The 26,131-nt window shown below is 41.3% G+C and carries 37 protein-coding genes; 33 read left to right on the forward strand and 4 right to left on the reverse strand.

Going from position 1 to position 26,131, the window contains the following annotated elements:
- Positions 1-17 precede the first annotated feature (17 nt).
- The 4 genes from CL667_04885 to CL667_04900 form a co-directional block, all read right to left on the reverse strand.
- Entirely contained in the window at positions 18-1,439 is a 1,422-nt protein-coding gene (locus CL667_04885; GenBank protein ID MAL17028.1) for a hypothetical protein, read from the reverse strand.
- Positions 1,440-1,499: 60 nt separating this feature from the next.
- Positions 1,500-3,569, reverse strand: a complete 2,070-nt coding sequence (locus tag CL667_04890; protein MAL17029.1) for a hypothetical protein — start codon at positions 3,567-3,569, stop codon at positions 1,500-1,502.
- Between the two features lie 45 nt (positions 3,570-3,614).
- On the reverse strand, positions 3,615-4,616 hold the full coding sequence (locus CL667_04895; protein MAL17030.1) for a hypothetical protein: 1,002 nt from the start codon (positions 4,614-4,616) through the stop codon (positions 3,615-3,617).
- Positions 4,617-4,706: 90 nt separating this feature from the next.
- The gene (locus CL667_04900) at positions 4,707-6,776 is read right to left on the reverse strand and encodes an ATP-dependent DNA helicase RecG (GenBank protein MAL17031.1); all 2,070 of its coding nucleotides are present in this window, start codon (positions 6,774-6,776) and stop codon (positions 4,707-4,709) included.
- 191 nt (positions 6,777-6,967) lie between these two features.
- On the opposite strand from CL667_04900, the gene CL667_04905 reads away from it, so the two are divergent.
- From CL667_04905 to CL667_05065, 33 genes are all read left to right on the forward strand, one after another.
- Positions 6,968-7,342, forward strand: a complete 375-nt coding sequence (locus CL667_04905) for a 30S ribosomal protein S12 (GenBank protein MAL17032.1) — start codon at positions 6,968-6,970, stop codon at positions 7,340-7,342.
- A gap of 26 nt (positions 7,343-7,368) precedes the next feature.
- The gene (locus CL667_04910; GenBank protein MAL17033.1) at positions 7,369-7,836 is read left to right on the forward strand and encodes a 30S ribosomal protein S7; all 468 of its coding nucleotides are present in this window, start codon (positions 7,369-7,371) and stop codon (positions 7,834-7,836) included.
- 25 nt (positions 7,837-7,861) lie between these two features.
- Positions 7,862-10,003, forward strand: coding sequence for an elongation factor G (fusA, locus tag CL667_04915; protein ID MAL17034.1), 2,142 nt, complete (start codon positions 7,862-7,864; stop codon positions 10,001-10,003).
- A 34-nt stretch (positions 10,004-10,037) separates the two neighbouring features.
- Positions 10,038-11,225 carry an elongation factor Tu gene (gene tuf / locus CL667_04920; protein MAL17035.1) on the forward strand — a complete coding sequence of 396 codons (1,188 nt, stop codon included), beginning with the start codon at positions 10,038-10,040 and terminating at the stop codon, positions 11,223-11,225.
- 10 nt (positions 11,226-11,235) lie between these two features.
- Positions 11,236-11,547, forward strand: coding sequence for a 30S ribosomal protein S10 (locus CL667_04925; GenBank protein ID MAL17036.1), 312 nt, complete (start codon positions 11,236-11,238; stop codon positions 11,545-11,547).
- A gap of 14 nt (positions 11,548-11,561) precedes the next feature.
- Positions 11,562-12,203 carry a 50S ribosomal protein L3 gene (locus CL667_04930; protein ID MAL17037.1) on the forward strand — a complete coding sequence of 214 codons (642 nt, stop codon included), beginning with the start codon at positions 11,562-11,564 and terminating at the stop codon, positions 12,201-12,203.
- A gap of 2 nt (positions 12,204-12,205) precedes the next feature.
- A complete protein-coding gene (locus tag CL667_04935; GenBank protein MAL17038.1) occupies positions 12,206-12,856 on the forward strand; it encodes a 50S ribosomal protein L4 in 651 nt (216 codons plus the stop codon).
- Entirely contained in the window at positions 12,853-13,140 is a 288-nt protein-coding gene (locus CL667_04940) for a 50S ribosomal protein L23 (protein ID MAL17039.1), read from the forward strand. The genes CL667_04935 and CL667_04940 overlap by 4 nt, the downstream gene beginning before the upstream one ends.
- 13 nt (positions 13,141-13,153) lie before the next feature.
- Positions 13,154-13,987: a 50S ribosomal protein L2 gene (locus tag CL667_04945; GenBank protein ID MAL17040.1), complete on the forward strand. Its 834-nt coding sequence runs from the start codon at positions 13,154-13,156 to the stop codon at positions 13,985-13,987.
- Positions 13,988-13,996: 9 nt separating this feature from the next.
- A complete protein-coding gene (locus tag CL667_04950) occupies positions 13,997-14,269 on the forward strand; it encodes a 30S ribosomal protein S19 (GenBank protein MAL17041.1) in 273 nt (90 codons plus the stop codon).
- A gap of 18 nt (positions 14,270-14,287) precedes the next feature.
- On the forward strand, positions 14,288-14,665 hold the full coding sequence (locus tag CL667_04955; GenBank protein ID MAL17042.1) for a 50S ribosomal protein L22: 378 nt from the start codon (positions 14,288-14,290) through the stop codon (positions 14,663-14,665).
- 12 nt (positions 14,666-14,677) lie between these two features.
- Complete coding sequence (locus CL667_04960) at positions 14,678-15,421, forward strand: 30S ribosomal protein S3 (GenBank protein MAL17043.1); 744 nt, start codon at positions 14,678-14,680, stop codon at positions 15,419-15,421.
- Positions 15,422-15,443: 22 nt separating this feature from the next.
- Complete coding sequence (locus CL667_04965; GenBank protein MAL17044.1) at positions 15,444-15,866, forward strand: 50S ribosomal protein L16; 423 nt, start codon at positions 15,444-15,446, stop codon at positions 15,864-15,866.
- 1 nt (position 15,867) lies between these two features.
- Positions 15,868-16,065, forward strand: a complete 198-nt coding sequence (locus CL667_04970; GenBank protein ID MAL17045.1) for a 50S ribosomal protein L29 — start codon at positions 15,868-15,870, stop codon at positions 16,063-16,065.
- A gap of 16 nt (positions 16,066-16,081) precedes the next feature.
- A complete protein-coding gene (locus CL667_04975) occupies positions 16,082-16,345 on the forward strand; it encodes a 30S ribosomal protein S17 (GenBank protein MAL17046.1) in 264 nt (87 codons plus the stop codon).
- A gap of 23 nt (positions 16,346-16,368) precedes the next feature.
- Positions 16,369-16,737, forward strand: a complete 369-nt coding sequence (locus tag CL667_04980; GenBank protein MAL17047.1) for a 50S ribosomal protein L14 — start codon at positions 16,369-16,371, stop codon at positions 16,735-16,737.
- Between the two features lie 15 nt (positions 16,738-16,752).
- Complete coding sequence (locus CL667_04985) at positions 16,753-17,106, forward strand: 50S ribosomal protein L24 (GenBank protein ID MAL17048.1); 354 nt, start codon at positions 16,753-16,755, stop codon at positions 17,104-17,106.
- A gap of 16 nt (positions 17,107-17,122) precedes the next feature.
- Positions 17,123-17,674 carry a 50S ribosomal protein L5 gene (locus tag CL667_04990; protein MAL17049.1) on the forward strand — a complete coding sequence of 184 codons (552 nt, stop codon included), beginning with the start codon at positions 17,123-17,125 and terminating at the stop codon, positions 17,672-17,674.
- 13 nt (positions 17,675-17,687) lie between these two features.
- Complete coding sequence (locus tag CL667_04995; GenBank protein MAL17050.1) at positions 17,688-17,957, forward strand: 30S ribosomal protein S14; 270 nt, start codon at positions 17,688-17,690, stop codon at positions 17,955-17,957.
- A 17-nt stretch (positions 17,958-17,974) separates the two neighbouring features.
- On the forward strand, positions 17,975-18,367 hold the full coding sequence (locus CL667_05000; protein ID MAL17051.1) for a 30S ribosomal protein S8: 393 nt from the start codon (positions 17,975-17,977) through the stop codon (positions 18,365-18,367).
- 18 nt (positions 18,368-18,385) lie between these two features.
- Positions 18,386-18,940, forward strand: a complete 555-nt coding sequence (locus CL667_05005; protein ID MAL17052.1) for a 50S ribosomal protein L6 — start codon at positions 18,386-18,388, stop codon at positions 18,938-18,940.
- A gap of 12 nt (positions 18,941-18,952) precedes the next feature.
- Positions 18,953-19,291, forward strand: a complete 339-nt coding sequence (locus CL667_05010) for a 50S ribosomal protein L18 (protein ID MAL17053.1) — start codon at positions 18,953-18,955, stop codon at positions 19,289-19,291.
- A 17-nt stretch (positions 19,292-19,308) separates the two neighbouring features.
- The gene (locus tag CL667_05015) at positions 19,309-19,833 is read left to right on the forward strand and encodes a 30S ribosomal protein S5 (GenBank protein MAL17054.1); all 525 of its coding nucleotides are present in this window, start codon (positions 19,309-19,311) and stop codon (positions 19,831-19,833) included.
- 18 nt (positions 19,834-19,851) lie between these two features.
- Positions 19,852-20,307 carry a 50S ribosomal protein L15 gene (locus tag CL667_05020; GenBank protein ID MAL17055.1) on the forward strand — a complete coding sequence of 152 codons (456 nt, stop codon included), beginning with the start codon at positions 19,852-19,854 and terminating at the stop codon, positions 20,305-20,307.
- Positions 20,308-20,322: 15 nt separating this feature from the next.
- Entirely contained in the window at positions 20,323-21,636 is a 1,314-nt protein-coding gene (locus CL667_05025) for a preprotein translocase subunit SecY (protein MAL17056.1), read from the forward strand.
- Positions 21,637-22,449 (forward strand): type I methionyl aminopeptidase, encoded by an 813-nt coding sequence (map, locus tag CL667_05030; GenBank protein ID MAL17057.1) that lies wholly within the window; start codon positions 21,637-21,639, stop codon positions 22,447-22,449.
- A complete protein-coding gene (locus tag CL667_05035; protein MAL17058.1) occupies positions 22,442-22,660 on the forward strand; it encodes a translation initiation factor IF-1 in 219 nt (72 codons plus the stop codon). The genes map and CL667_05035 overlap by 8 nt, the downstream gene beginning before the upstream one ends.
- A gap of 10 nt (positions 22,661-22,670) precedes the next feature.
- The gene (locus CL667_05040) at positions 22,671-22,787 is read left to right on the forward strand and encodes a 50S ribosomal protein L36 (GenBank protein ID MAL17059.1); all 117 of its coding nucleotides are present in this window, start codon (positions 22,671-22,673) and stop codon (positions 22,785-22,787) included.
- 20 nt (positions 22,788-22,807) lie between these two features.
- The gene (locus CL667_05045) at positions 22,808-23,185 is read left to right on the forward strand and encodes a 30S ribosomal protein S13 (protein MAL17060.1); all 378 of its coding nucleotides are present in this window, start codon (positions 22,808-22,810) and stop codon (positions 23,183-23,185) included.
- 20 nt (positions 23,186-23,205) lie between these two features.
- Positions 23,206-23,613, forward strand: coding sequence for a 30S ribosomal protein S11 (locus CL667_05050; GenBank protein MAL17061.1), 408 nt, complete (start codon positions 23,206-23,208; stop codon positions 23,611-23,613).
- 18 nt (positions 23,614-23,631) lie between these two features.
- Complete coding sequence (locus CL667_05055; GenBank protein MAL17062.1) at positions 23,632-24,237, forward strand: 30S ribosomal protein S4; 606 nt, start codon at positions 23,632-23,634, stop codon at positions 24,235-24,237.
- 23 nt (positions 24,238-24,260) lie between these two features.
- Positions 24,261-25,232 (forward strand): DNA-directed RNA polymerase subunit alpha, encoded by a 972-nt coding sequence (locus CL667_05060; GenBank protein ID MAL17063.1) that lies wholly within the window; start codon positions 24,261-24,263, stop codon positions 25,230-25,232.
- Between the two features lie 19 nt (positions 25,233-25,251).
- Complete coding sequence (locus CL667_05065; GenBank protein ID MAL17064.1) at positions 25,252-25,839, forward strand: 50S ribosomal protein L17; 588 nt, start codon at positions 25,252-25,254, stop codon at positions 25,837-25,839.
- Positions 25,840-26,131: the final 292 nt, after the last annotated feature.

Genomic DNA, 26,131 nt, shown 5'->3' on the forward strand with positions numbered 1-26,131 from the left:
ACTCAATACTACTATCATCAAAAAGTAGGATTTAGCCTAAACCACAACACTGGTGCCCGACTGGTGTTTCGAAGATCCCAAGCTAATTCAAATCGGAAGGAGTCGGTACCAAGACCAATTCCTCCGTTATGCTCGAGGTCAGAAATGCTGAATTCAGAAAAGCCGTCCATGATTTCGGTATTTTCTCCGGTATGATTATTTGCCCATCCGGAATCAAGAAAGAGGCTTAAGTAGAAGTCATCGAAGTCAATCCAATCACCGGAGCTGTAATCGGTAGAGCCGAATTGGATTTCAGCATTACTTAACAACATCTTATTTCCACTCAATCCATTTGCCGGAATAGAGTTGAAAGGCATGGCTCTAAGTGTGCTTGGCCCACCGAGTTGGAATTCTTTCATTAGCGGTGCATCCCCGGTAATGCTACCTGCCATAAGTCGATATTTCAAGATGCCACCCGGTTCAAAGTTCAAATAAGAAATCAGCTCGGCAGTATATTTGGTGTACGAATAATCAGAGCCGGCAAACCCTGGATCGCCAAATTCTACTTTTCCTGACAAGCCAAATGTGAAGTGCCGGGTAAGTAATAACTGCTTGGGATTAAATGCCCCCGACAGTGATAAACTTGAGATGTTTAAAGTATCAACAGGAGAGCCATTTACGATTTCAATAGGCGGGTTATTACGGTAACGTCCATTTGGTCCAAAGATGGCAAAGCTTGAAGCTCTATCTAAACTGTTAAAACGTTCTTCGTTGTATGAAAGCCCTCCTTCAAAAAAGCGATCAGTACGGAATAAAGTATAAGCTCCCCAACCCTTTTGTTTATAATAATCCAAGAAGTCATAACCGGCAAAAAAGGAAGTAAGTGATGTTTCAGTGAGGCCGGCTCGCCAATAATCGTCAGTAGAAGTAGCGTTATAGAATTCAGCCCCAATTAATATCCTGTCATTAAAACCAACGTATCTTTCCAAACCTAATTCATACTGCCACTCATTTTGCCCAAAAGAATATCCTAACATTCCGTGAGGGTTGATATTTCTTATGCCAAGAAGGTCATTTTTGTTGTACCACTGCATACGTTCCTGACGAATTCCAAGGAAAAACCCATTCACTCTATTAAAATGAATCATGGGTAGTACGGGATACGAACCATAAAGAGAATTCGAATTATAGGGACCTGCTTCAAGAGCTCCACCAAAATCTACACCATCCGAATTAATGCGGGACACATAACTTTTTATTTCAAGGTCCTCATCTTTGGAATTGGAAACAGAAGTAGTGTCTGAAATAGCATCGTCTTTATTCTTCCCAAGGAGTTCATCCAGAGGTTTAGAGAAGAAGGGATCGTTTTTGAAAGGATCACTTTCTTTAGACTGACCAAATGTTAGAGACACCCCGGCCAGGGAGAAAAGAATAGTAAAAAATAGGACTCTTGAAATCATGACAGGTTTTCCAAAAAAAATTCAGGTAAACATACGATTTATTATAACCTAAGTTGCAGGTTATGAGTTATCGGAGAAATTTTTTGCCTTCAAAATCATAACAGTGATATCATCTTCCTGTGGATGGTTTTCTCTCCATTCTTCGGAAAGATCAGTAATGGCTTTTAGAATCTCTTCTGATGATAATTCGGCAGCTTCTCGAAATACTTTTTCAATACGATTTATCCCCAATAATTCCCGATTCTTGTTGAAGAGCTCCATCAGTCCATCACTCATAATTAACAAAGAGTCACCCGGATCTATGTTAATGTCTTTTTGCTGATAGGGGAAGTTGACAGATGTACCTAAGGGCATTCCTTTTTGAAGATGCCTTGAAACTTGTTGGGTCTTTAAATCATAATGGAGTACCGGTGGCATCCCGGCTGCTGTATATTGAACTGAATGCTTATCGCATTTTAGAAAAAGCATGCTCATGTAAAGCATTTTCAGGTTCATATTTTGAATACCTGAAGACATTCTATGCAACATTTCAATGTTGTCATACTCATTAACCAGAGTATGGAAATAACTCTTGGCGGTAGCAACCATTATGCCCGCTTTCATACCATGGCCGGTTGCATCTCCAACAGCAACAGACATCGTCCCGTTTTTATCGAATGCAAAGTCATAATAATCTCCACCTACTTCTTGAGCTGTCTCCATATACACGGAAATATCCCAATAGTTACTTTCGGGGACATGTTTGGGAAGCATTGACAATTGTAATGTTCGTGCTTCCTCCAGCTCATTGGACTTTCGGGTGTTTTCAGCTTCTAGGAGCTTTCGCTCAATCTCTTTCTGTTTGTTGATGCGTTCTTGCTGAAGCGATCTTTCTGACAAATGCTTCACTTCTACAAGTTTATGCTGAAGACGTTTATTCGTACGAGCAAATTCTCTTGATAAGTAAATCGACATCCCAAGAATTAGGCCAGCTGAACCGTACAAGTTTCCGAGAGTAGGATCTCCGGAGAATATGTTCAGATTAGCTAAAACGGTGTACATAATTCCGGCAACAAATATGATCAACCCGGTTCCAATAATCCATACTCCACTTTTTTGTTTGAAGGATGATGAAATAAGAACCCTCAAAATTTCAATTAAAGTGATAACGACAAAAAGCTCCCTGAATACATCCAGGTTTTGAGCGTTAAACCAGGTGGCAACGGCAAGGCTTATACCTATTCCCAGGAAAAACCAATATGCTCTCGGTACTTTTTCATAGAAAAGACTGTATGAAAATCGCAGAGCATAAATAATAGTAAGAAGCCAGGCGATCAGTGAAATACGGTAATAGGTTATAGCTGACAATGGAGAAGTGGTGCTGTCAGCTTGTAAAAGGGTGAAAGTGAGGAGGGTCAGGAAACCGGTAAAAAGGGCAAAATATAAATTTCGCTTCTCCGCTGGATAAAAGGCAAATAACAGAAAATGGATAATGGTAAAGGCAAGCAGTATCCCTGCGTAAAATGTCTTGGTCCAAAGGGTACTTGAAGTCTCATTAAGCTTAGCATTGATGTGGAAATTCAGATTACCGATTAAAAACCGGAAGCCTGCCGTAAAGCCATAATCATTAAAAGTCTGCGCATTGGGGTTTGCGTAACGAACTGCCAATACATGTGTTGATGTATCAGAAAAAACCAATGGCCTTGGGCGGCTATCTCTGTAAGGAGAAAATTCTGTGTTGAAAGAGTCCATCTCACCTAACGAATAAATGAGATCTCCATTCAGGAAAATTTCAGAGGCACCATTATGTTGTTCAATTAGTAAGGCAAGGGGAATGTCCACCAGGCTTGAGTCAACTTTAAAGTGAATTCGAAACCACCCAACGCCTTCCCACTCTATGAAAGGTAATTCGGAAGGACCAAGGTAGGTGCTAACATTTTGCCAGCTTGAGTCAACCAGACTTGGTGATGCCCAGTTAAGGTTATCACCAACCTGAAACTTCCAGGAGTCGGTGATATAGATAATTCCATCTGCATTGGAAAGTTGAGAGCGGGTGAGGAGTGTCGCGTCTTTGGAGTTTTGAGCCGAAACATTCTGTGGAGTATAAAAACAGCAAAAGACAGTAAGAGCAAAGAGGAGAGAGCTCGCCAATCGGTTTCTTTTGTTATGTTTGAAGAGTAGCCCCAAAATTAATTCTTAGTTTTCAAGATCTAAGGTTACTTCCCCAGATTTAGTGATAAGATTGATAGTGGCTCCGCCTCCTCGCAGAGCGCCCCGAACCTCTGTTTTATTTCGAGTCCCAGAGAAGTTTTCTCCATCAAAAATCTCGATGTCTGAACCTCTGAGTAAAAGGTCGTACCCTTTTTTTGGAATAGTGAGGTCAATATTCCCAGAGTTTACATCAAAGCTGATGCCCGTAGAAACAGTAAGAAAGTTAGCGCTAATGTTACCGCTACTTGTTCTGGCAAGCATAGATCCGGAAATACGCTGCGCTGTTATATCTCCGGCATTAGTCTTAAGCCTGATCTCACCCTGACTATCTTGAACAGATAGCTTACCGGCTTCGGTTTGTGCATAAAGTGTCCCTGAAGAAGATGAAATCTCAATGTTCCCGCTGGCCGAGTAGGCACCGAGCTTACCGCTAATCTTATTTATGGTAAGTTTTCCGCCGCCCGTTTTTATCATATGCTGACCTTCCATTCCTGAGATTAGTATATCACCGGCGGAAGTGCTTATTTCAGAAGACATAGTTTTAGGAACATAAATCTTATAAGAAAATGTCATTTGATCACTGAAAAAGCCGGCTTCTTTTGACTTCTGTTCTACAGATGCAAGAACTTCATTTCCCCGCTGGAGCATTGTAATTCGATAGTTATCCAGGCTCTTTGTGTTGGACCAAAATGCGTAGCCACGGTCAACATAGAGCTCAACCCGTACATTGCTACTGTCTGGAACTCGCTCAACTTCAATATTACCTGCAAGTGTAGAAACTCTCAGAATACCCGGCCCGCTTAGAACAAACTCGCGAGTCATATAAGGTTCCAGATTTTCGGTTTCGGCTGTATTAAGGGAAAGGGTTTGGCTAACAGCACCTTTAGTTGTATCTGAGATTACAGTACCGGCGAATGTAGAAACAGGTACTAGCAATACAAGAAATATTGCCGTGTAGATATGATATGTAAACAGTGCTCGCTTCAATATTCTAGAGTGAATTCATATTTCCTGAAGTTCAACAACCTACGTGAAACTTAAACAATCGTTTCAAGTTCTTGAACTTCTTTTGAAGAATTATCCCATGCCATAAAACTTGACCTTTTCTTTAAAGTAGGGTGAGAATATTTTTTGCAGTGAATTGTTTTGGGGAGATTGAAGCTGTGGGTCTTCACCTAATAATTCCATTGCCTTCTCTTTGGCTTGGCCAAGCAGGAATTGATCCTCAACAATATCAGCAAATTTGAAATCAGGCAGGCCACTTTGCTTGGTGCCCAGGAAATCTCCGGGGCCGCGAAGTTTTAAGTCTGCCTCGGCGATTCGAAATCCGTCATTCGTTTCTTCCATGGTTTTAAGCCGAACTGCTCCGGACTTGCTCACTTTAACATCCGGCATCAGGATGCAATAACTTTGACGTTCGCCTCGGCCAATTCTCCCACGCAGCTGATGCAGTTGAGATAAACCAAATCGCTCAGCATGTTCAATAATCATAATAGATGCATTGGGTACATCAACCCCAACTTCAATAACCGTTGTGGAGACTAGAATCTGAATTTCATTTTTTATGAAGGCCTGCATTGCTCCATCTTTCTCTTCGGTTTTCATCTGACCGTGGATGAGGCCTACTTTGAAATCAGGGAACTGCTTTTTGAGTTTTTCAAAACCGGCCGTTGCATCTTTTAAGTCTAACGCCTCAGATTCTTCAACTAGTGGATAAACGATATAGACCTGCCCTCCATCTTTAACTTCTTGCTCAACAAACCGATATACATCCTCTCTTTTCTTTTGAGACCGGATCGCCGTTCGGATTGGTTTCCTTCCCGCCGGTAAATCTTTAATAACAGAGACATCGAGATCAGCATAAACCGTCATGGCGAGTGAACGGGGAATAGGGGTCGCGCTCATCACAAGCATATGTGGATGACTTCCTTTATTAAGCAGTTCAGATCGTTGCTTTACCCCAAACCGATGCTGCTCATCAATCACCGCAAGGCCAAGGTTGTGAAACCGAACGGTATCCTGAATAATTGCATGTGTTCCTACTACGATATTGCAGTTTCCGCCTTCAATGTCGGTTAGAATGTCTGTGCGTAATGCTTTTTTTTGTGAACCGATGAGAAGCCGGACATTTACATCCAGCCCTTTCAGTTGATTAGTAAGTGTTCGGTAATGCTGCTCAGCCAGAATTTCTGTCGGAGCAAGAAAAGCTGTTTGAAATCCATTATCTAAAGCCATAAGCATTGCACCAATGGCCACAATGGTTTTTCCGGCGCCTACATCTCCCTGTATAAGTCGATTCATTTGTTTGCCAGAGCGAACGTCCTTTTTAATCTCACCTAAAGAAGACTTTTGTCCATCGGTTAATTCGAAGGGCAGAATCTCATTGAAGTAAGTGGAGGTATAAGTTCCGGTTTCATTAAAAACATGGCCATTAGCTCTTTCTTTGACCGTGTAGTTGATTTTTTCCATACTCAGCTCGAACAAGAACAGCTCTTCGAACTTAAAGCGGTTAAGGGCTTTTTTGTGTTCATTGTGAGTCTCTGGAAAATGAATCATGCGATAAGCTTCGGGTCGTTGAGGGAGCTTCATTTCAGAAATCAATGAATCCGGCAAAAATTCATCGGGGTTTAGTTTATTGAGTATTTGCTCCATCCAGCTCTGAACCAATTTGCTGGTGATGCGAGCTTTACTCAAAGCCTTGCTTCCCGGATAGATTGGAAAAATTCGTGAAAAAGAATCGAGATCATCGTCGGATGAGATCTTATCAACTTCTGGGTGAGCAATTGAAATGGAGCTGCCATATCTCTTTGCAGCTCCATAAAAAGCGACAAAATCACCTTTCTTAAAAAACTTATTAAAATAACCCACGCCTCTGAACCAGACTCCCTTGACATCACCTGAGCCGTCATTAATGGTAACTTCCAGCCTCTTTTTTCTGCCATAGCCCGCCATATTAATGGTAGTGACTTTACCTGCTACCGTTATTTCTTCACCGGAACCAGCAAGATGCTTTATTTTCTGGGTATTACTGCGATCTAGGAAACGGCGGGGAAAAAAGTTCAGTAGATCGGTTGCAGAATGAATGCCTTCGCTGCTTAAAGCTTCCAGCCTTTTTGAACTCAATCCGGATAAATCAGTTAATTTCAATTGATATATTGTTATATATCGATCTATAAATTATAGATCGAATTTTGTGGTTCTTTTTAACTCTTAGGGGGTATTTGTGATGGAGTAGGAATAAATAGGAAATAATCTCTATAAATATTTTGCATTTATACCTCATCGTACCCTATATTTGCAAGCTCTCGATTCGATGGCAATAACCAAATAATTGAACAGTGCCTACAATAAATCAACTCATACGAAAAGGTAGAAAAAGCAAAGTAAGTAAAACAACTGCTCCTGCGCTACAAAATTGTCCGCAGAAGCGTGGTGTTTGTACTCGCGTTTATACAACTACGCCAAAAAAGCCGAATTCGGCATTGCGTAAGGTAGCTCGTGTACGTTTGACTAACGGAATTGAAGTTTCGGCTTACATTCCGGGTGAAGGTCACAACTTACAGGAACATAGTATTGTATTGATCCGAGGTGGTAAAGTAAAAGATTTGCCCGGTGTTCGATACCATATTATTAGAGGAACATTAGATACTGCGGGTGTTGAGGGAAGAACTCAGAGCCGTAGCTTGTATGGCACCAAGAAGCCAAAAGGGTAACACTAAGAATTTAAGATTAATCGAGCATGCGTAGAAAAACAGCAGAAAAACGAGATGTACAAGCGGATCCAATTTTTGAGGATAAGCTCGTAACTCGTTTCGTAAATAACCTGATGCGAGACGGTAAAAAGAATGTTGCTCGCAAGATTGTATATCAGGCTTTTGAAGTTATTGAAGANAAGACTGGCGAAACAGGAATCGATGTATTCCGAAATGCACTACAGAATTCCACACCGGTTGTAGAGGTTAAATCTCGCCGTGTTGGTGGAGCAACATATCAGGTGCCTATTGAAGTTCGCCAGGAAAGAGGAACAGCTCTTGGGATGCGATGGATTATCCGTGCAGCTCGTTCCAGAAATGATAAGTCGATGTCGATTCGCCTATCGCGTGAATTGATGGACGCATCAAACAATGAAGGCGGGGCAGTTCGTAAGAAAGACGAAACGCACCGTATGGCAGACGCTAACAAAGCATTTGCTCACTTTAGATTCTAAAAGAGATTATTGATTAATAAGTATTATGTCTGATACAAAAGCAGCAACTGACCCAAAAATTTTAGATAAGATTCGCCGTACGCGGAACATCGGTATCATGGCGCATATCGATGCTGGAAAAACAACCGTGACCGAGCGAATTCTATTTTATACCGGTAGAAGTCACCGAATGGGTGAAGTTCATGACGGTGCGGCAACGATGGACTGGATGGAGCAAGAGCAGGAGCGTGGTATTACTATTACTTCTGCTGCTACTCACTGTATCTGGAAAGATCACCGAATTAACATTATTGATACTCCTGGTCACGTTGACTTTACTGTAGAGGTAGAGCGTTCTTTGCGTGTATTGGATGGTGCGGTTTTTGTGCTTGACTCAGTTGGAGCTGTTCAGCCTCAGTCTGAAACGGTATGGCGTCAGGCTAATAAATACAACGTGCCTTGCATGGCTTTTGTAAATAAGATGGACCGTACTGGTTCTGACTTTTACAATGTAGTTAAGGAACTCGATGAGAAATTGAATGCTCATCCAGTACCAATCCAAATTCCAATCGGTAAGGAAGAGCACTTTAAAGGTGTTGTCGATCTTATCAAAATGGAAGCTATTGTTTGGGATGATGAGTCATTAGGTGCTACTTATGAAGTAGTTGACATTCCTGAAGACCTGAAAGAGAAAGTTGCTGAGTACAGAATGTTGTTACTCGAAGCTGTTTCAGATCAGAATGATGCGCTTATGGAGAAATACCTCATGGAAGAGGAGATTTCTGAAGAAGAGATTGTTGACGCGCTTCGTGAGGCTACTATTTCAAGAGATATCACACCGGTAATGTGTGGTACAGCACTTAAGAATAAAGGAATTCAGGTACTGCTTGATAAAGTATTGGACTTCATGCCTAACCCGCTTGATATTCCTCCAGTAAAAGGTATTGATCCTGAAACTGAAGAAGAGATTAAAAAGGCTCCAGATGTAAATGCGCCTTTCTCAGCTCTTGCTTTCAAAATTATGACCGATCCTTATGTAGGTAGGTTAACATTTGTGAGAGTGTACTCTGGTCGACTTGAAAAAGGTTCTTATACCTTTAATTCATCAACTGGTAATAAAGAGCGTGTTGGTAGACTGCTTGAGATGCATGCCAACGACAAAAAAGATTTAGATTATATCCAAGCCGGCGATATTGCAGCCGTAATTGGTATTAAAGAGGTGCATACAGGTGATACACTTTGTGATCCTGATCACCCGGTAATCTTAGAGCAAATCACTTTCCCTGAGCCTGTAATTAAATTGGCTGTTGAGCCTAAGACAAAGGCAGATAGTGAAAAGCTTTCTACAGGACTTCAAAAATTAGCTGAAGAAGATCCAACGTTCCAGGTTAAAACTGATCATGAAACCGGTCAGACAACTATTGCTGGAATGGGTGAACTTCACCTTGAGATCATTGTTGACAGATTACGTCGTGAATTTAAAGTTGAAGCGAACGTAGGTGCTCCTCAGGTATCTTACCGTGAAACAATTTCTAAGAAAGTTGATCACCGTGAGATCTACAAGAAACAGACTGGTGGACGTGGTAAGTTTGCCGATATCTCTTTTGAAGTAGGTCCAATTGAAGATTTTGAGGATTACGATGGTAATGAAGATCGAATTACTCGTGAAGAAGGATTTATTTTCATTAATGAAATTGTAGGTGGTAATATTCCTCGTGAATTTATTCCTTCAGTAATGAAAGGATTCCAGCAAGCACTCAGCGGTGGTATTCAGGCTAACTACTCAGTAGAAAACATCGGTGTTCGTCTTTATGACGGTTCCTACCATGATGTTGATTCTGATCAATTAAGTTTTGAGTTATGTGCCAAGCTTGGCTTCAGAAATTCAGCTCGTAAAGCTAAGCCAAAAATTCTTGAGCCTGTAATGAAAGTAGAAATCATTACCCCGGAAGAGTACATGGGTGATGTAATCGGTGACTTGAATAGTCGTCGTGGAATTATGCAGAGTATGGACTCGAATAATGAAGGTTCAGTTGTTAAAGCTCATGTACCACTTTCAGAAATGTTCGGTTATTCAACTGACTTAAGATCAGCGACTCAGGGTCGTGCAGTATATTCGATGGAATTCCATGACTACACTGAAGTTCCAGAGGCAATTGCTCAGGAAATCATCGAAAGTCAAACATAAAAGAAATTAAACACTAAGATAAAATTAAGTAATCATGGCAAAAGAGACCTTTCAACGGAATAAGCCCCATGTGAACGTGGGCACGATTGGACACGTAGATCACGGGAAGACGACCTTGACGGCGGCCATTACGACCGTAATGGCGAAGACGTATGGTGGTGTGGCCAAACAGTTTGCAGATATTGACAATGCACCGGAAGAGCGCGAGCGTGGTATTACCATTGCAACGGCTCACGTAGAATATGAGACGGACGCGCGTCACTACGCCCACGTGGATTGCCCGGGTCACGCTGATTATGTGAAGAACATGGTGACCGGAGCGGCTCAGATGGATGGCGCTATATTAGTAGTAGCAGCCACGGATGGCCCGATGCCACAAACCCGTGAGCACATCTTGCTTGCCCGCCAGGTAGGTGTACCTGAGATTGTAGTGTTTATGAACAAGGTAGACCTGGTAGACGATGAAGAACTTCTTGAGCTTGTAGAGCTGGAAGTTCGTGAGCTGTTGTCTTCCTATGAATTTGATGGCGATGATATTCCTGTAATCCAGGGTTCTGCTCTTGGCGCGCTGAATGGCGAAGACGAGCACGAGCAAGCTATTATCGATCTGATGAAAGCGGTGGATGAGACGATTCCAACGCCTGAGCGTGACGTAGACAAACCATTCCTGATGCCGGTAGAGGATGTATTCTCTATCACCGGACGAGGAACGGTAGCCACCGGACGTATCGAGCGTGGCGTGCTGAAGCTCAATGATGAAATTGAAATTGTAGGGATCGTAGAAGATCCGATGAAAACCGTGGTAACCGGTATTGAGATGTTCCGTCGTATGCTCGACCAGGGACAAGCCGGTGACAACGCAGGTATTCTGCTTCGAGGTATTAACAAGGAGCAACTGCAGCGTGGAATGGTACTTTGTAAGCCAGGTTCAATCACTCCTCACAAACAGTTTGAGTGTGAGGTGTATGTATTGAGCAAGGATGAAGGTGGACGACACACGCCATTCTTCAAAGGCTACCGCCCACAGTTTTACTTCCGAACCACCGATGTGACGGGAGCTTGTCAGCTTCCTGACGGCGTTGAGATGGTAATGCCGGGAGACAATGTGAAACTAAGTGTAGAACTTATCCAGCCAGTGGCTATGGAAGAGGGATTACGCTTTGCGATACGCGAAGGTGGCCGTACCGTCGGTGCCGGAGTGGTAACTAAAATCTTAGACTAAGGATCTGATCGTGGCAACACAACAGAAAATCAGAATCAAATTGAAGTCATACGATCATAATTTGATCGATAAATCAGCTGAAAAGATAATTCAGACTGTGAAATCTACTGGTGCGGTAGTATCGGGACCAATCCCGCTGCCCACTCGTAAAAGCATCATTACGGTGAATAAATCCGTTTTTGTTGATAAGAAATCACGTGAGCAATTTGAGTATCGTTCTCATAAGCGCCTCATCGATATTCTTTCAACCGGATCACAAACTGTAGATGCGTTGATGAAGCTGGAATTACCTTCCGGCGTTGATGTAGAAATTAAAGTTTAAAGGACCCGAACACGATGAGTGGTTTGATAGGAAAAAAAGTTGGTATGACAAGCGTGTTTGATAACATTGGTCGGAATATTCCGGTTACTGTTATTGAAATTGAACCTTGTGCTATTACCCAGATCAAAACAGAAGAAACAGACGGCTATAGTGCTGTACAGTTAGCTGCTTTTGATCGTAAACCAAAGAATGTAAGTAAAGCCGTAAAAGGACACTTCGCTAAATCAGGTGTTTCACCAAAACATCAAGTAGTAGAGTTTAGAGATTTTATTCCTGAAGGACTTGATGTCGGTGATGAGCTAAACATTAGTGATGTATTTAGTGTTGGCGACACCGTAGACGTAGTGGCAATATCCAAAGGAAAAGGTTTTACAGGTGTTGTAAAACGACATAACTTTTCTGGAGTTGGCGATGCTACTCACGGTCAGCATAACCGTTTAAGAGCACCTGGTGCTATTGGTAATGCTTCTGACCCATCCAGAGTATTCAAAGGAATGCGAATGGCTGGTCAGTCTGGAAACGAGCGAGTTAAGATTAAGAATCTTAGCATTGCTAAAATTCTGGAAGACTCAAATGTTGTTTTGGTTACCGGATCTGTTCCCGGAGCAAAAGGCGGATACGTAGAAATTCATAACAAAGCGTCTGTTAACAACTAGTCATGAAATTAGATATATATAAAATAGACGGAAAGAAAAGCAGTAAGAAAGCTGAACTCAGCGATGCTATTTTTGCCATCGAGCCTAACGAGACTGTTCTTTATGAAGATGTTCGTCGGCACATGGCTAACAAGCGTCAGGGTACAGCTAAAACTAAAGAGCGTAGTGAAGTAACTGGTAGTACAAAGAAAATGTACCGCCAGAAAGGAACTGGTAATGCTCGACGTGGTGATATTAAATCTCCTTTATTGAGAAAAGGGGGGACGGTTTTTGGACCGAAACCACGCGATTACAGTTTCAAGATGAATAAGAAAACTCGTCAGCTTGCTCGCAAATCTGCACTTACTTTGAAAGCAGGAAACGAAGCTATCGTAATAGTACAAGATTTCTCTTACGATGAGCCTAAAACTTCGCAAGTAGCTGATATGTTATCTGCTCTTGAGGTTTCCGGTAAGAAAGCATTGATCCTGACTGGCGAAACAGACATGATTATTTATAAGTCTGCCCGCAACATTCCTGGAGTTAAAGTTTTAGAAGGCTATAAGCCTAACACATATGACATTATGAATGCAGATGTGCTTGTAATTCAGGAAAGTGCGCTAACAGCTCTTGAAAATAGTATTGAAGGAAAAACTGAAGAGGCCGCAGCATGAGTGTTATTATAAAACCAGTAATTACTGAAAAATTAAGCCGTCTTCAGGAAGAAGGAAAATATACGTTTGAAGTAGTGAAGAACGCTTCAAAGCCTGAGATTAAAGAAGCTGTAGAAGCAACTTATCCAGGAGTAAAAGTGGCAAAAGTAAACACTTTAATCATGCCTTCTAAACCAAAAGGCAGATATACAAGAAGTGGTTACCAAGGAGGCCGAACTAAGGTCTGGAAAAAAGCCATTGTAACGGTCAAAGAAGGCGAAATTGATTTCTTTGCTGAAATTTAAGGATTAGAGAATAATGCCTACTAAGAAATTAAAACCAATTACACCAGGAACTCGACACAGGATTGCTCCTGTATTCGATGAAATTACAACTGATAAGCCTTTAAAAGCTTTATTGGCTGGAAAACATAATACTGGTGGACGTAACAGACATGGACGTATCACTTCTCGCCACAGAGGCGGAGGGCACAAGCGCCGATATCGTATTATCGATTTTAAGCGTAACAAATTTGATGTGCCGGCAACAGTGCAAACCATCGAGTACGATCCCAACCGATCTGCACGAATCGCACTTGTAGCTTATGCTGATGGTGAACGACGATACATCCTTGCACCAAATAAATTGAAAGTTGGAGACACCATTGTCTCTGGAGAAAAAGCTGCTCCTGATTTAGGAAATGCACTCCCGATGATGAAAATGCCTCCAGGTACTTTCATTCATAATATTGAATTGAAGCCTGGCCAAGGCGGTACTCTTTGCAGAAGTGCAGGGACTGGTGCTCAGTTGCTTGGTAAGCAAGAAAAGTATGTAAGCATTAAACTTCCATCTGGTGAAGTTCGCTTAATCTTAGGTTCTTGCTACGCAACCGTTGGGCAGACAAGTAACCCTGACCACATGAACACGACTATTGCCAAAGCAGGTAGAAGCCGATGGAAAGGTAGAAGACCACAAACTCGTGGTGTTGCAATGAACCCTGTTGATCACCCAATGGGTGGTGGTGAAGGAAAAGCTTCTGGTGGACATCCGCGTTCACCTTGGGGACAATCCGCTAAGGGTAAGAAGACAAGGAATCGTAACAAATTGTCTTCCAAGTACATCGTAAGAAGAAGAAAAACTAAGAAAAAATAATTATAACGTATGCCACGCTCACTGAAAAAAGGGCCTTTTGTTTACTACAAGCTTCAGCGTAAGATTGATGAAGCTAATGAAAGTGGAAGCAAGAAAGTGATCAAAACTTGGTCACGTAGTTCTATGGTTACTCCTGATTTTATGGGATTAACCCTTGCAGTACACAACGGAAAGCAATTTATCCCTGTGTTTATAACTGAAAATATGGTAGGCCATAAGTTAGGTGAATTTGCACCTACACGTACATTCCGTGGCCACCCATTGAAGAAAGCAGCTAAATAATTTAATCGGATTTAAGAGATGGATACTCCAGTATTTGAAGCACGAGCAATACAAAAGCATTTGAGGAGAGCACCTCGCAAGGTACGCCTTGTTGCTGATGCCGTTCGTGGTGAAACAGTAGAAAAAGCGATTAAGAGACTAGAATTTACTAGAAAAGCATCTGCAGAAGATGTTATCAAAGTAATTAAGTCTGCAGCTGCGAATTTAAGAGATAAATTTCAGGAAGAGCGCTTCGACAATGAAGACCTTATTATTAAGGAGATTTATGTTGATGAAGGCGTAACGCTGAAAAGAATTCAGCCAGCACCGATGGGTAGAGCTCATCGTATTAACAAACGTTCATGCCACATTACTGTTAAAGTGGCTCCGCGTGATCAAGAAAGTGTAAACGAATAAACGAACAATACCTTGGGACAAAAAACAAATCCGACTGGTTTTAGATTAGGCATTATTCGAGGATGGGATTCCAACTGGTTTTCGGAAGAAAATCAACCGGCACTCATCATAGAAGACGAAAAGCTTCGTGAATATTTGCATACAAGACTTCGCAACGGCGGTCTTTCAAACGTTATTATTGAACGTACCCCAAAGCGAATTTTGCTTACGCTCAGAACAAGCCGACCCGGTGTTATTATTGGGAAAGGCGGTGAGCAAATTGAATTGCTTCGCGAAGAGCTTAAGAAGATCACCAGCAAAGAAGTTCAGATTAACGTAAGTGAAATTAAACGTCCAGAATTGGATGCAAGTTTGGTAGCTCAAAATATTGCACAGCAGCTACAGGCACGTGTTTCATTCCGTAGAGCAATGAAGACTGCCATCGCATCTGCTATGAGAATGGGCGCTAAAGGTATTAAAGTCCGCTGTGCCGGACGACTTGGTGGTGCTGAAATGGCCCGAACTGAACAATACAAAGAAGGGCAAGTTCCACTACATACAATTCGTGCAGATATTGATTATGCAGCTTCTACTTCAAACACCATTTATGGTTCAATTGGAGTAACAGTATGGATTTTCAAAGGCGAAATTATTGGCGATGTTGATTTGACTCCAGGTACTCAGACTCGACAAGACTCTGACTCTGGCCGAGGAAAAGGCAGAGATGACAAAGGTAGAAGAAGTCGTCGTCGCAGCAGAAACAGAAACAGATCTTAATAAAAACAGTTAATAAGAAACGATGTTAGAACCAAAACGAGTTCAGAGACGCCGTGTACATCGCGATAAGCTGAAAGGCAATGCGCAACGTGGCCACATTATTAACTTTGGTGATTTTGGACTAAAAGCACTTGAGCCGAAGTTCATAACTTCACGCCAAATTGAAGCTTGCCGTATCGCAATTGCACGATCGTTGCAACGAGATGGTCAGACCTTCATTCGAATTTTTCCTGACAGACCAATGACTAGCAAACCAGCTGAAACCCGTATGGGTAAAGGTAAGGGTGCTTTGGATCACTGGGTAGCTGTTGTAAAACCCGGCCGAATTCTATTTGAAATCGGCGGTGTTGATGAGGAAAGTGCAAAAGAAGCTCTTCGACGTGCTTCGCACAAACTACCTATTAAAACTAAGTTCGTAGTTCGAAGAGACTATCAGGGAGGATAAGATGAAGGCACACGAATTAAGAGACTTGACAATTACTGAATTACAAGCTCGCTTGAAAGATGAGCGTGATGTACTACAAAATCTTCGTTTTTCTAAGTCAGTAACCGGACAACTTGAAAATCCGGCACGACTTAAAAATCACAGAAGAGAGGTTGCCAGATTGGAAACCGTTATTAATGAAAAAAGTAGTGCTGAATAAGCAAAGGATTTAAACTATGGCACAAACAGAAAGAGCCCGAAGACGAGAACGAGTTGGACATGTGGTTAGTAACCGTATGGACAAAAGCATAACGGTCGCAGTAGATCGTCAGGTAAAGCATTCCATTTATGGAAAGTATATTACTAAGACTACTAAGTACATGGCACACGATGAGAATAACGAAGCAAACATCGGTGACAAGGTGCATATTATGTCTACCCGACCACTATCAAAGCGTAAATCATGGCGATTGGTAGAAATCGTCGAAAAAGCTAAGTAACGAAAGAGAATTAGGAATTAGCGATGGTTCAAACTTCAACGACATTAAATGTAGCAGATAACAGCGGCGCTAGAAAGCTGATGTGTATTAAAGTTCTGGGAGATTCCAGACGACGATATGCACGAGTAGGCGATTTAATTTCCGCATCTGTCAAGACAGCAATACCTGGTGGAAACGTCAAAAAAGGCGAAGTAGTAAAAGCCGTTATTGTTAGAACGAAAAAAGAATTCCGCAGAAAGGATGGCAGTTACATCCGTTTTGATGAAAATGCTGCGGTTATAATTAACAAAGATCAAGAACCGGTAGGTACACGTATCTTTGGCCCAGTGGCTAGAGAACTTCGTGAAAAAAGCTTCATGAGAATCGTGTCGCTAGCACCGGAAGTACTTTAAAAAAGGAATTAGAGTATGCCACGCAGGTTCAATAAACAGAAGAAATTACACGTTAAGAAAGGCGACGAAGTTTTAGTAATTGCCGGTAACGATAAAGGAAAAAGAGGCCGTGTATTGATGGTTTTCCCAAAAAAGGAGCGAGTACTCGTTGAGGGAATTAATATGCAAACCCATCATGAAAAGCCAACCCAAGACAACCCACAAGGTGGACGTCTGAAAAGAGAAGGAGCTGTTCACATTTCTAATGTGATGGTTATTGATCCTTCTACTGACGAGCCTACCCGTGTTGGTCGTAAGCGAATTGAAGAAGACGGCAATGGCCGTTGGGTTCGCTATGCCAAGACAAGTGGCGAAATGTTGGATAAATAAAGCAGATTAGATAGCAATGGCTGAAGCAAGATTATATACACAGTACAAAGATGAAATTCGCGATAAAATGCGCGAAGAGTTTGAGTATGAAAACCCAATGGCCATACCCAAACTTCAAAAAATCGTAATTAACGTAGGCGTAGGTGACGCTATAACCGACAAAAAGATTTTGGATACGGTTGTAGACAACGTAGCTGCAATAACTGGTCAACAACCAGTTACTACCAAAGCGAAAAAATCTATTTCGAACTTTAAACTTCGTGAAGGAATGCCAATTGGCTGTAAAGTAACCCTTCGTCAGCGAATCATGTTCGAATTTCTGGATAGACTTGTAAACTTGGCCTTGCCAAGAACTCGTGACTTCCAGGGAGTACCGGATAAAAGCTTCGACGGTCGGGGTAATTATACCCTCGGCATTAAAGAGCATACAATCTTTCCGGAAATAGATACCGATAAGGTTTCAAAAGTACACGGAATGGATGTTACATTTGTAACTTCCGCCGAGACTGATGAAGAAGCTTATGCACTGCTTAAGCATTTTGGAATGCCATTTGTAACGAGAAACTAAGAGATATTGTATTATGGCTAAGAAAGCTTGGATAGCACGTAACAAAAAAAGAAAAGAAACTGTAGCAAAATACGCTGAAAAACGTCGTAAGCTCAAAGAAGCTGGCGACTATGAAGGCCTTCAAAAACTGCCTCGCGATGCTAGCCCTACCAGGGTTCGCAATAGATGCAGTATCACGGGAAGAAGCCGTGGTTATGTTGGCAAATATGGAATATCACGAATCAAATTTCGTGAACTTGCCTTAGCTGGTAAGATTCCTGGCGTTCGAAAAGCAAGCTGGTAAATTTAACTAAGGAATCGATGACTGATCCTATTGCAGATTATTTAACACGAATTAGGAATGCCCAACAAGCCGGGCATCGCAGAGTAGATATTCCCGCTTCTAAATTGAAGCGAGCCATGACCAAAATCCTGGCAGACAAAGGATATATCTCAAAATACATTGACATTGAAGACGGCAGACAAGGAATGATCCGTTTGTTTCTGAAATATGATTCATATGGCCACCCTGTCATCCGTAGCATGAAACGACTTTCAAAGCCCGGTTTAAGAGTTTATGAAGGTGGAGATAATGTTCCACGTTCTCAAAACGGCTTGGGCATTGTAATTCTTTCAACATCAAAAGGTGTAATGACCGATAAAGAAGCTCGCAAGCTGAATGTAGGCGGCGAGATTTTGTGCACCATTTATTAATAAACAGTTTTTAGAACTATGTCACGAATTGGAAATTTACCGGTACCTATTTCTGAGAAAGTTGAGTTCAGTATTAACGCTGATAACATTGCAACTTTCAAAGGCGATAAAGGAACCAATACGCTCCGTATTCACCCTGATATCAGTATTGAAAAAAGCGAGAATGAATTGCTCATTAAAAGAGCAACAGATCAGAAAGAGCACCGAGCTCTTCACGGTTTATTCAGAGCTCTAGTTAACAATGCTGTAGTAGGTGTTTCGGAAGGCTATACAAAAAAATTAGAAATCATTGGCGTTGGTTTTCGCGCATCCATGAACGGTGATGTGTTAGAACTTAACCTGGGTTATTCTCACCCAATATTCTTTGTACCACCTGAAGGTGTTGACATGGAAGTGGATACCAAATCTGGTAAAAATCCGATCCTTGTCATTTCTGGTGTTGATAAAGAAATGGTGGGCCAAGTTTCAGCTAAAATCAGATCATTCAGAAAACCAGAGCCTTATAAAGGTAAAGGTATCAGATATCTGGGCGAACAAGTTCGTCGTAAAGCCGGTAAGTCAGCTGCTAAATAGAGGATTTGAATAATGGATAAAAGACAACAGAAAAAAACTGAGCGAAGAAACAAGATCAAGCGTCGTATCCGGTCTACCATTAAAGGTACAGCCGAGCGTCCAAGACTTAGCATCTTCAAAAGTAATAAGTACACATACCTACAATTGGTTGATGATATGGCAGGAACCACTCTTGCAGCATCAAAAGCTGATACAGGTGTGGAAAATGCTAAAGAAGCTGGCAGTGATATTGCCAAATTAGCTCAGGACAAAGGAATTAATAAAGTGGTATTTGACCGAAGTGGTTACAAATATCACGGCATCGTAAAGGCCGCCGCTGATGGCGCCCGCGATGGTGGATTAGACTTTTAATTGAATTGGGATAAACAATGCCTAAAATAAGAAGAAAACAATCTATACCTGCTGCAAACCTAAACCTTGAAGAGAAGTTGGTTCACGTAAATCGTGTTGCCAAAGTTGTAAAAGGTGGACGTCGTTTTAGCTTTAATGCTATTGTAGTAGTTGGCGACGGCAACGGAGTTTGTGGGCATGGCCTTGGAAAAGCAAACGAAGTTTCTGATGCTATCCAAAAGGGATTTGATAACGCCAAGAAAAACCTAATCCGCGTACCTTTAACAAAGACTAAAAGTATTTACCATCCTATTGTTGGTAAAGCTGGTGCTGGAAAAGTTTTATTACGTCCGGCAGCTGAAGGTACGGGTGTAATCGCAGGTGGTGCCGTTAAATCACTTCTTGACGTAGCTGGTGTACACAACATTCTGTCTAAATCACAGGGTTCTTCAAACCCACACAACATGGTTAAGGCAGCTTTTACAGCACTGAAAGAATTGACTGATCCAGTTGAAGTTGCACAGAGAAGAGGTATTTCTCTCAACAAAGTATTTGAAGGATAATATCTAAAGGAATTGATGATGGACTTAAGTAATTTAAAAGCACCGGTACCAAATCAGAAAGGCACTAAGCGTGTTGGTCGTGGTCAAGGTTCAGGACGCGGAGAACAATCTGGTCGTGGACACAATGGACAGCGTTCACGTTCTGGTTTTAAAAGAAGAGCTTGGTTTGAAGGTGGTCAGATGCCACTACAACGCCGTGTACCTAAGTTCGGTTTCACAAATATAAACCGCAAAGAGCACCGTGTAATTAACGTGCATACTGTAAGCGAGTTTATTGAAGCCGGAAAATTGAACACCAAAATATCCCTGGAAGATATTATAAATGCAGGATTGGCTAGCGAAGGCGAATCTGTAAAACTTCTTGGACGTGGTGATTTAGAACAAAAAATTGAAATCGAAGTGCACGCCGCAAGCAAGTCTGCTACAGAGAAGGTAGAAAAAGCTGGTGGATCATTAACTTTAGTGCAAAACTAATAGTATAGACGGCGAATGAGTCTGATAGAAAACTTCCGCAATATTTTCAAAATCGAAGATCTTAAGAATCGTATTCTATATACGGTTGGAATCTTAATGGTTTATCGGGTAGGTAGTTACATCACACTTCCAGGTGTTGATGCTAACCAGCTTATCAATAATTCCGGAAATGCAGCCAGTAGTTTGCTGGGCCTTTTCGATTTATTTGTGGGAGGAGCATTCTCGAGGGCTGGTGTATTTGCCCTGGGGATTATGCCGTACATTACTGCTGCAATTATTATACAGCTAATGGGTGCTGTGGTACCTTATTTTCAGAAGCTTCAACGTGAAGGGGAAGAAGGAAGGCGCAAAATCACCCGTTTAACACGATATGGTACTGTAGGTATTACTTTGGTTCAGGCGATCGGATTTTCTATAAACCTGATGGCTACTGCACCCCAGGCTATTGTTGTAAATGAATTCTTTTTTGTGATTACAGCGATGGTAGTTCTAACTGCTGGTACTGTTTTTGTAATGTGGCTGGGAGAGAGAATTAGTGAGCGAGGTATTGGTAACGGTATCTCTTTGATAATCATGATTGGTATTATCGCTGCACTGCCTGCTAGTTTCTATAACGAAGTAACTACCAGCGCAAACGCGATTTTAGTAATTATTGAAGTTGCTGCATTAATACTTGTGATTGCAGCTGTTGTAATGCTGACACAAGGAACTCGTAAAATTCCTGTGCAATACGCTAAAAGAGTTGTTGGACGTAAAGTATACGGCGGTACCACTCAGTATCTTCCTTTACGTGTTAACGCTGCAGGTGTAATGCCGATTATTTTCGCACAGTCTATCATGTTTATACCAAGTACCATTGGGTCTTTCTTTCCGGATAACCAAACCGTTCAGTTTTTGACGCAGTGGTCAGTTGACTTTACAGGACTCACTTATTCGATTGTATTCTTTTTCGTGTGTGTGTTCTTTACATTTTTCTATACAGCTATCGCCATCAATCCAAAAGAAATGGCCGATACTATGAAACGACAAGGTGGTTTTATTCCAGGCGTACGTCCAGGGAAACAAACCGTTGAGTTCATTGACAATATTTTGACCAAGATTACACTACCAGGTTCTTTGTTTTTATCCTTTGTAGCTATCCTTCCTGCAATTGCAGTAGGACTGTTCGGGATTACTCCTGGTTTTGCCCTCTTTTATGGAGGAACAAGTTTGTTAATTATTGTGGGTGTAGCATTAGATACACTCCAGCAGATTGAAAGTCACTTAATGATGCGTCATTATGATGGCTTTATGAAAACAGGTAGAATTAAAGGACGTCGAAGAGCGTAAATGATATACCTGAAGAGCGAATCTGAAATTGAGAAAATGCGCGAAAGTGCGCTTATTGTCTCAAGGACTCTGGCTGAAGTTGGGAAACATATTGAGCCAGGTGTTGAAACAGGAAAGCTCGACAGAATTGCAGAAGAATATATTGCTAAAGAAAAGGGACGACCTGCATTTAAAGGTTATGGTCCTAAAGGGAATCAATTCCCAGCCACACTTTGTATTTCAGTAAATGAAGAGGTGGTACATGGAATCCCGGGTAAAAGAAAATTAGAAGAAGGCGATATTGTTTCTGTTGATTGCGGAGTTGAAAAGAATGGATACTTCGGTGATCATGCCTACACATTTGCAGTTGGTGAATGTGATGAGGAAGCTTTGAAATTATTGAGAACTACTTTAGAATCTCTTTATAAAGGGATTGAAAAAGCCGTTCATGGTAACAGAATGGGAGACTTGGCGAATGCCATTCAAACACACTGTGAAGATGAAGGCTACGGAGTAGTTAGAGAATTAGTTGGCCATGGGATTGGAAAAGCAATGCATGAAGATCCCTCAGTACCCAACTTTGGAAGAAAAGGAAAAGGTGAGAGACTCCGATCAGGAATGACTCTCGCAGTTGAACCTATGATTACAATGGGTTCTTGGAAAACAAAAACATTGAACGATGGCTGGACAGTAGTTACAGCCGACGAGAGTTTAGCCGCTCACTTCGAACACGATATTGTAATTCGTGAAGGAAAGGCTGAAATTCTCAGCACTTTTGATTATATTGCTGAGCTCTCGGAAAAAAATCAAAACAACATATTGTATTATGGCTAAACAAGAGCCGATAAAACAAGATGGAGAAATAATAGAAGCACTACCTAACGCACAGTTTCGTGTGGAATTAGATAATGGGCATGAGATATTGGCTCACGTATCAGGTAAAATGCGTATGTATTACATTAAAATTCTCCCGGGAGATAGAGTGGCAGTAGAAATGTCGCCCTATGATTTATCTAAAGGAAGAATAACTTACAGATATAAATAAAGAGGTTGTCATGAAAACGCGATCATCAGTAAAGAAAAGAAGTTCAGACGACAAAATTGTACGACGTAAAGGAAGACTTTACGTGATTAACAAGAAAAACCCTCGCCATAAGCAGCGTCAGGGCTAATCGAATAACCGAGTACTTATATGGCACGTATTGCTGGAATAGATTTACCAAAACAAAAAAGAGGCATAATCAGCCTTACTTACATTTATGGAATTGGCCGCTCTAAAGCAGCTGAGATACTTGAAGGTTTGGATATCGATAAAGATACCAAAGTTCAGGATTGGACAGATGAAGAAGTAAGTAAGCTACGTACTCTTATCGACGAAGAATATAAAGTTGAAGGTGCGCTTCGAAGTGAAGTGAATGGTGACATTCGTCGCTTGATCGAGATTGGTAGCTACCGAGGTGTTCGTCACCGACGTGGTCTTCCAGTAAGAGGCCAGCGTACTCAAACCAACGCACGTACACGTAAAGGTAGAAAGAAAACGGTTGCCGGTAAGAAGAAGGCCGTTAAATAATACAGAAATTGAGATAACCCATGGCTAATAAAAAACCAAAAGCATCTTTAGCTGCAAAGCGTAAAAAGAAAAAACAACTAAGTGATCCCAATGGGATGGCTTTTGTTAAAGCTACATTCAATAATGTGATTGTAACAATAACCGACGCTGATGGGAACGTTGTTTCTTGGTCATCTGCCGGTAAAGAAGGGTTTAAGGGTTCACGTAAGAATACTCCTTATGCCGCGCAATTGAGTGCCGAGACTGCTGCCAAAACAGCTCACGAAATGGGCTTGAGAAAAGTAGAAGTATTTGTAAAAGGTCCTGGTTCAGGACGTGAAGCAGCGGTTCGTGGAATGGCTAGTTCAGGTTTGGAAGTTACTTCCATTAAAGACCGTACTCCGCTACCACACAACGGATGCCGACCACCGAAACGAAGAAGAGTTTAATTGTAAGAAGATTGTATAATGGCAAGATATAGAGGACCAAAACAGAAAAAAGCCAGACGATTCAAAGAGCCAATCTTTGGACCAAGTAAAGCCTTAGAGCGTAAGCCCTACGGACCTGGTGAGCACGGCCGCTCAAGATTTAATCGTAAATCTGAGTATGCTATTCAGCTTGAAGAAAAACAAAAGGCAAAATACACTTATGGGTTGCTCGAAAAGCAGTTCCGTAATTTGTTTAAATCAGCTTCAGCCAAAGATGGCGTTGCAGGTGAGAATTTACTTCAGGCATTAGAAAGTCGTTTAGACAATACTGTTTTTAGAATGGGTTTTGCAAGAACCCGACGTCAGGCTCGTCAGCTTGTAACACACAAGCATATTGTTGTTAATGGAGGAGTAGTTAATATTCCTTCCTTTGAAATGAGTCCTGGTGATGTTGTTTCAATTCGTCCTAAATCGAGAAACCTTCTTGTTATAGAAGATGCTTTAGACGGATCATCAAGAAACAAATACAAATGGGTTGAAACAGATCCGAAGTCAAGATCAGGTAAGATGCTTTATGTTCCTACTATGGAAGAGATACCTGAAAATATAAACGTTCAGCTTATTGTTGAGCTTTATTCTAAGTAATTATAAAAGTTTAAGATCTTATTATGAGCAATTACAGCATTCAGATGCCTGAAACTCTTAACGTTGTTGAAGACAGCGACAATTTTGGTACGTTTGTTCTTCAACCGCTTGAAAGAGGTTTTGGTGTAACAATAGGAAATTCTTTCCGACGAGTTCTGCTCTCTTCACTTCCGGGTATTGCTATCAACGCCGTTAAAATTAATGGTGTTGATCACGAATACTCAAGTATTAAAGGAGTGAAGGAAGATGTCTATGAAATCATCCTTAACTTTAAGGAAGTTCGATTCAAGCAAGTAGAGCAAAGTTCTGGTGTAATTCACATTTCTAAAAGTGGACAAGGTGAATTAACTGCGAAGGATATTGATGATGCTACTGCTGAGTACGATGTACTGAATCCGGACTTGGTAATAGCCAACCTTGCTGATGATGCTGAGTTGGAAATTGAACTTAAAGTAGGTCGTGGGCGAGGCTACGTTCCCGCTGAAGAGATGTCGGTAGAAGAGGAAGATGTAAATCTAATTCCTATCGATGCTATTTTCACACCTATTAAGTCAGTAAAGTATAATGTAGAAAACGTTCGTGTTGGTCAGCGTACTGATTACGAAAAGCTGGTAATGGATATTGAAACTGATGGATCCGTTAATGCAAAAGAAGCTCTTACCATTGCTGGTAAAATTCTTAAAGAGCATATCGAGAAATTCATCACTGAAGAAATCGAAGAGCCATTCACACAAGAAGAAGAAGAAGTTGATGCTGAGAAGCAGCGAGTTGCTAATCTGTTGAGAACAAGTATTGAAGATCTCAATCTTAGCGTTCGTGCTTATAACTGTCTTAAGTCAGCGAACATTAATTCTATTGGAGAGTTAGTATCTCGCGATGAGCAAGACCTTCTTAAATTCAGAAACTTCGGTAAGAAATCGCTAAGTGAATTAGTTGAGGTTATCGAAGAGAAGAATCTTGAGTTTGGGATGGACGTATCAAAATATTTGGACTAAGTATAAAGGAATTTAAATCATGCGTCACGGAATAAAAGGTAGAAAATTAAGCAGGACAGCTGCTCATCGTAAAGTCACCATGCAATCTCTTGCAATGGCTTTAATAAGAGAGCACAGAATTACTACAACCCTTGCTAAGGCTAAAGAACTTCGTGGTTTTGTTGAGCCTTTAATTACCAGAGCTAAAGAAGACACTCATCATAATCGAAGGCAAGTATTCTCTTCTTTGCAGAATAAAGAAGCAGTAACGCAGCTGTTTACTGAAGTAGGTCCAAAGAGTAAGGATCGCCCAGGTGGTTATACTCGTGTTATCAAGGCCGGCTATAGAAAAGGTGATGGCGCTGAGATCGCAATCGTAGAGTTAGTAGATTATAACGACATTAAGCCAGAAGGAAGCTCTTCAGCTTCTGACGGCAAGAAAAAGACTCGACGTGCAGGAAAGAGTAACACTCCTACAACTTCAGTAGACGAGAAATCTACTAAAGAGAAGAAAGAAGAGCCTGCAAAAGCAGAAGATACAGAAGTAGTTGAAGATTCAGCTAATGAAGCTGATAACGTAGTTGCTGATGAAGAAGCAACAGAAGATTCTGCTGAAGAAAAAAAATAATTTAGGTACCAGTATATTTTAAAAAGCCTTTAAATGTATTTAAAGGCTTTTTCTTTCGGGTATAGATTTGCCAAAGGACTATACCCGAAAAGATGTCAAAAAAAGTTGAAGATTTATTAAGATAAAGTTGACATCTAAGTAAAATTAATCTTATCTTTGGTTTCTGTCACAAAAACGAAAAATACTTGTGACATTTGTTCTTAGACATGAATGAAGTATAGATCAGATTGTTTGTGCGAGCGAGAGCTTGTTCAATTCTTTTTACAGAATGACCAAGAGCGTAGGGTCAGCT

Origin of the sequence: Balneola sp., from assembly GCA_002694685.1 — a bacterium.
Lineage (GTDB): Bacteria > Bacteroidota > Rhodothermia > Balneolales > Balneolaceae > Gracilimonas.

Bases quoted from the DNA above. Each gene is read 5' to 3' on its own strand.
- CL667_04885 (MAL17028.1), bottom strand. From the start codon at position 1,439: ATGATTTCAAGAGTCCTATTTTTTACTATTCTTTTCTCCCTGGCCGGG.
- fusA (MAL17034.1), top strand. From the start codon at position 7,862: ATGTCTGATACAAAAGCAGCAACTGACCCAAAAATTTTAGATAAGATT.
- tuf (MAL17035.1), top strand. From the start codon at position 10,038: ATGGCAAAAGAGACCTTTCAACGGAATAAGCCCCATGTGAACGTGGGC.
- CL667_04930 (MAL17037.1), top strand. From the start codon at position 11,562: ATGAGTGGTTTGATAGGAAAAAAAGTTGGTATGACAAGCGTGTTTGAT.
- CL667_04935 (MAL17038.1), top strand. From the start codon at position 12,206: ATGAAATTAGATATATATAAAATAGACGGAAAGAAAAGCAGTAAGAAA.
- CL667_04940 (MAL17039.1), top strand. From the start codon at position 12,853: ATGAGTGTTATTATAAAACCAGTAATTACTGAAAAATTAAGCCGTCTT.
- CL667_04945 (MAL17040.1), top strand. From the start codon at position 13,154: ATGCCTACTAAGAAATTAAAACCAATTACACCAGGAACTCGACACAGG.
- CL667_04950 (MAL17041.1), top strand. From the start codon at position 13,997: ATGCCACGCTCACTGAAAAAAGGGCCTTTTGTTTACTACAAGCTTCAG.
- CL667_04955 (MAL17042.1), top strand. From the start codon at position 14,288: ATGGATACTCCAGTATTTGAAGCACGAGCAATACAAAAGCATTTGAGG.
- CL667_04965 (MAL17044.1), top strand. From the start codon at position 15,444: ATGTTAGAACCAAAACGAGTTCAGAGACGCCGTGTACATCGCGATAAG.
- CL667_04970 (MAL17045.1), top strand. From the start codon at position 15,868: ATGAAGGCACACGAATTAAGAGACTTGACAATTACTGAATTACAAGCT.
- CL667_04975 (MAL17046.1), top strand. From the start codon at position 16,082: ATGGCACAAACAGAAAGAGCCCGAAGACGAGAACGAGTTGGACATGTG.
- CL667_04980 (MAL17047.1), top strand. From the start codon at position 16,369: ATGGTTCAAACTTCAACGACATTAAATGTAGCAGATAACAGCGGCGCT.
- CL667_04985 (MAL17048.1), top strand. From the start codon at position 16,753: ATGCCACGCAGGTTCAATAAACAGAAGAAATTACACGTTAAGAAAGGC.
- CL667_04990 (MAL17049.1), top strand. From the start codon at position 17,123: ATGGCTGAAGCAAGATTATATACACAGTACAAAGATGAAATTCGCGAT.
- CL667_04995 (MAL17050.1), top strand. From the start codon at position 17,688: ATGGCTAAGAAAGCTTGGATAGCACGTAACAAAAAAAGAAAAGAAACT.
- CL667_05000 (MAL17051.1), top strand. From the start codon at position 17,975: ATGACTGATCCTATTGCAGATTATTTAACACGAATTAGGAATGCCCAA.
- CL667_05005 (MAL17052.1), top strand. From the start codon at position 18,386: ATGTCACGAATTGGAAATTTACCGGTACCTATTTCTGAGAAAGTTGAG.
- CL667_05010 (MAL17053.1), top strand. From the start codon at position 18,953: ATGGATAAAAGACAACAGAAAAAAACTGAGCGAAGAAACAAGATCAAG.
- CL667_05015 (MAL17054.1), top strand. From the start codon at position 19,309: ATGCCTAAAATAAGAAGAAAACAATCTATACCTGCTGCAAACCTAAAC.
- CL667_05020 (MAL17055.1), top strand. From the start codon at position 19,852: ATGGACTTAAGTAATTTAAAAGCACCGGTACCAAATCAGAAAGGCACT.
- CL667_05025 (MAL17056.1), top strand. From the start codon at position 20,323: ATGAGTCTGATAGAAAACTTCCGCAATATTTTCAAAATCGAAGATCTT.
- map (MAL17057.1), top strand. From the start codon at position 21,637: ATGATATACCTGAAGAGCGAATCTGAAATTGAGAAAATGCGCGAAAGT.
- CL667_05035 (MAL17058.1), top strand. From the start codon at position 22,442: ATGGCTAAACAAGAGCCGATAAAACAAGATGGAGAAATAATAGAAGCA.
- CL667_05040 (MAL17059.1), top strand. From the start codon at position 22,671: ATGAAAACGCGATCATCAGTAAAGAAAAGAAGTTCAGACGACAAAATT.
- CL667_05045 (MAL17060.1), top strand. From the start codon at position 22,808: ATGGCACGTATTGCTGGAATAGATTTACCAAAACAAAAAAGAGGCATA.
- CL667_05050 (MAL17061.1), top strand. From the start codon at position 23,206: ATGGCTAATAAAAAACCAAAAGCATCTTTAGCTGCAAAGCGTAAAAAG.
- CL667_05055 (MAL17062.1), top strand. From the start codon at position 23,632: ATGGCAAGATATAGAGGACCAAAACAGAAAAAAGCCAGACGATTCAAA.
- CL667_05060 (MAL17063.1), top strand. From the start codon at position 24,261: ATGAGCAATTACAGCATTCAGATGCCTGAAACTCTTAACGTTGTTGAA.
- CL667_05065 (MAL17064.1), top strand. From the start codon at position 25,252: ATGCGTCACGGAATAAAAGGTAGAAAATTAAGCAGGACAGCTGCTCAT.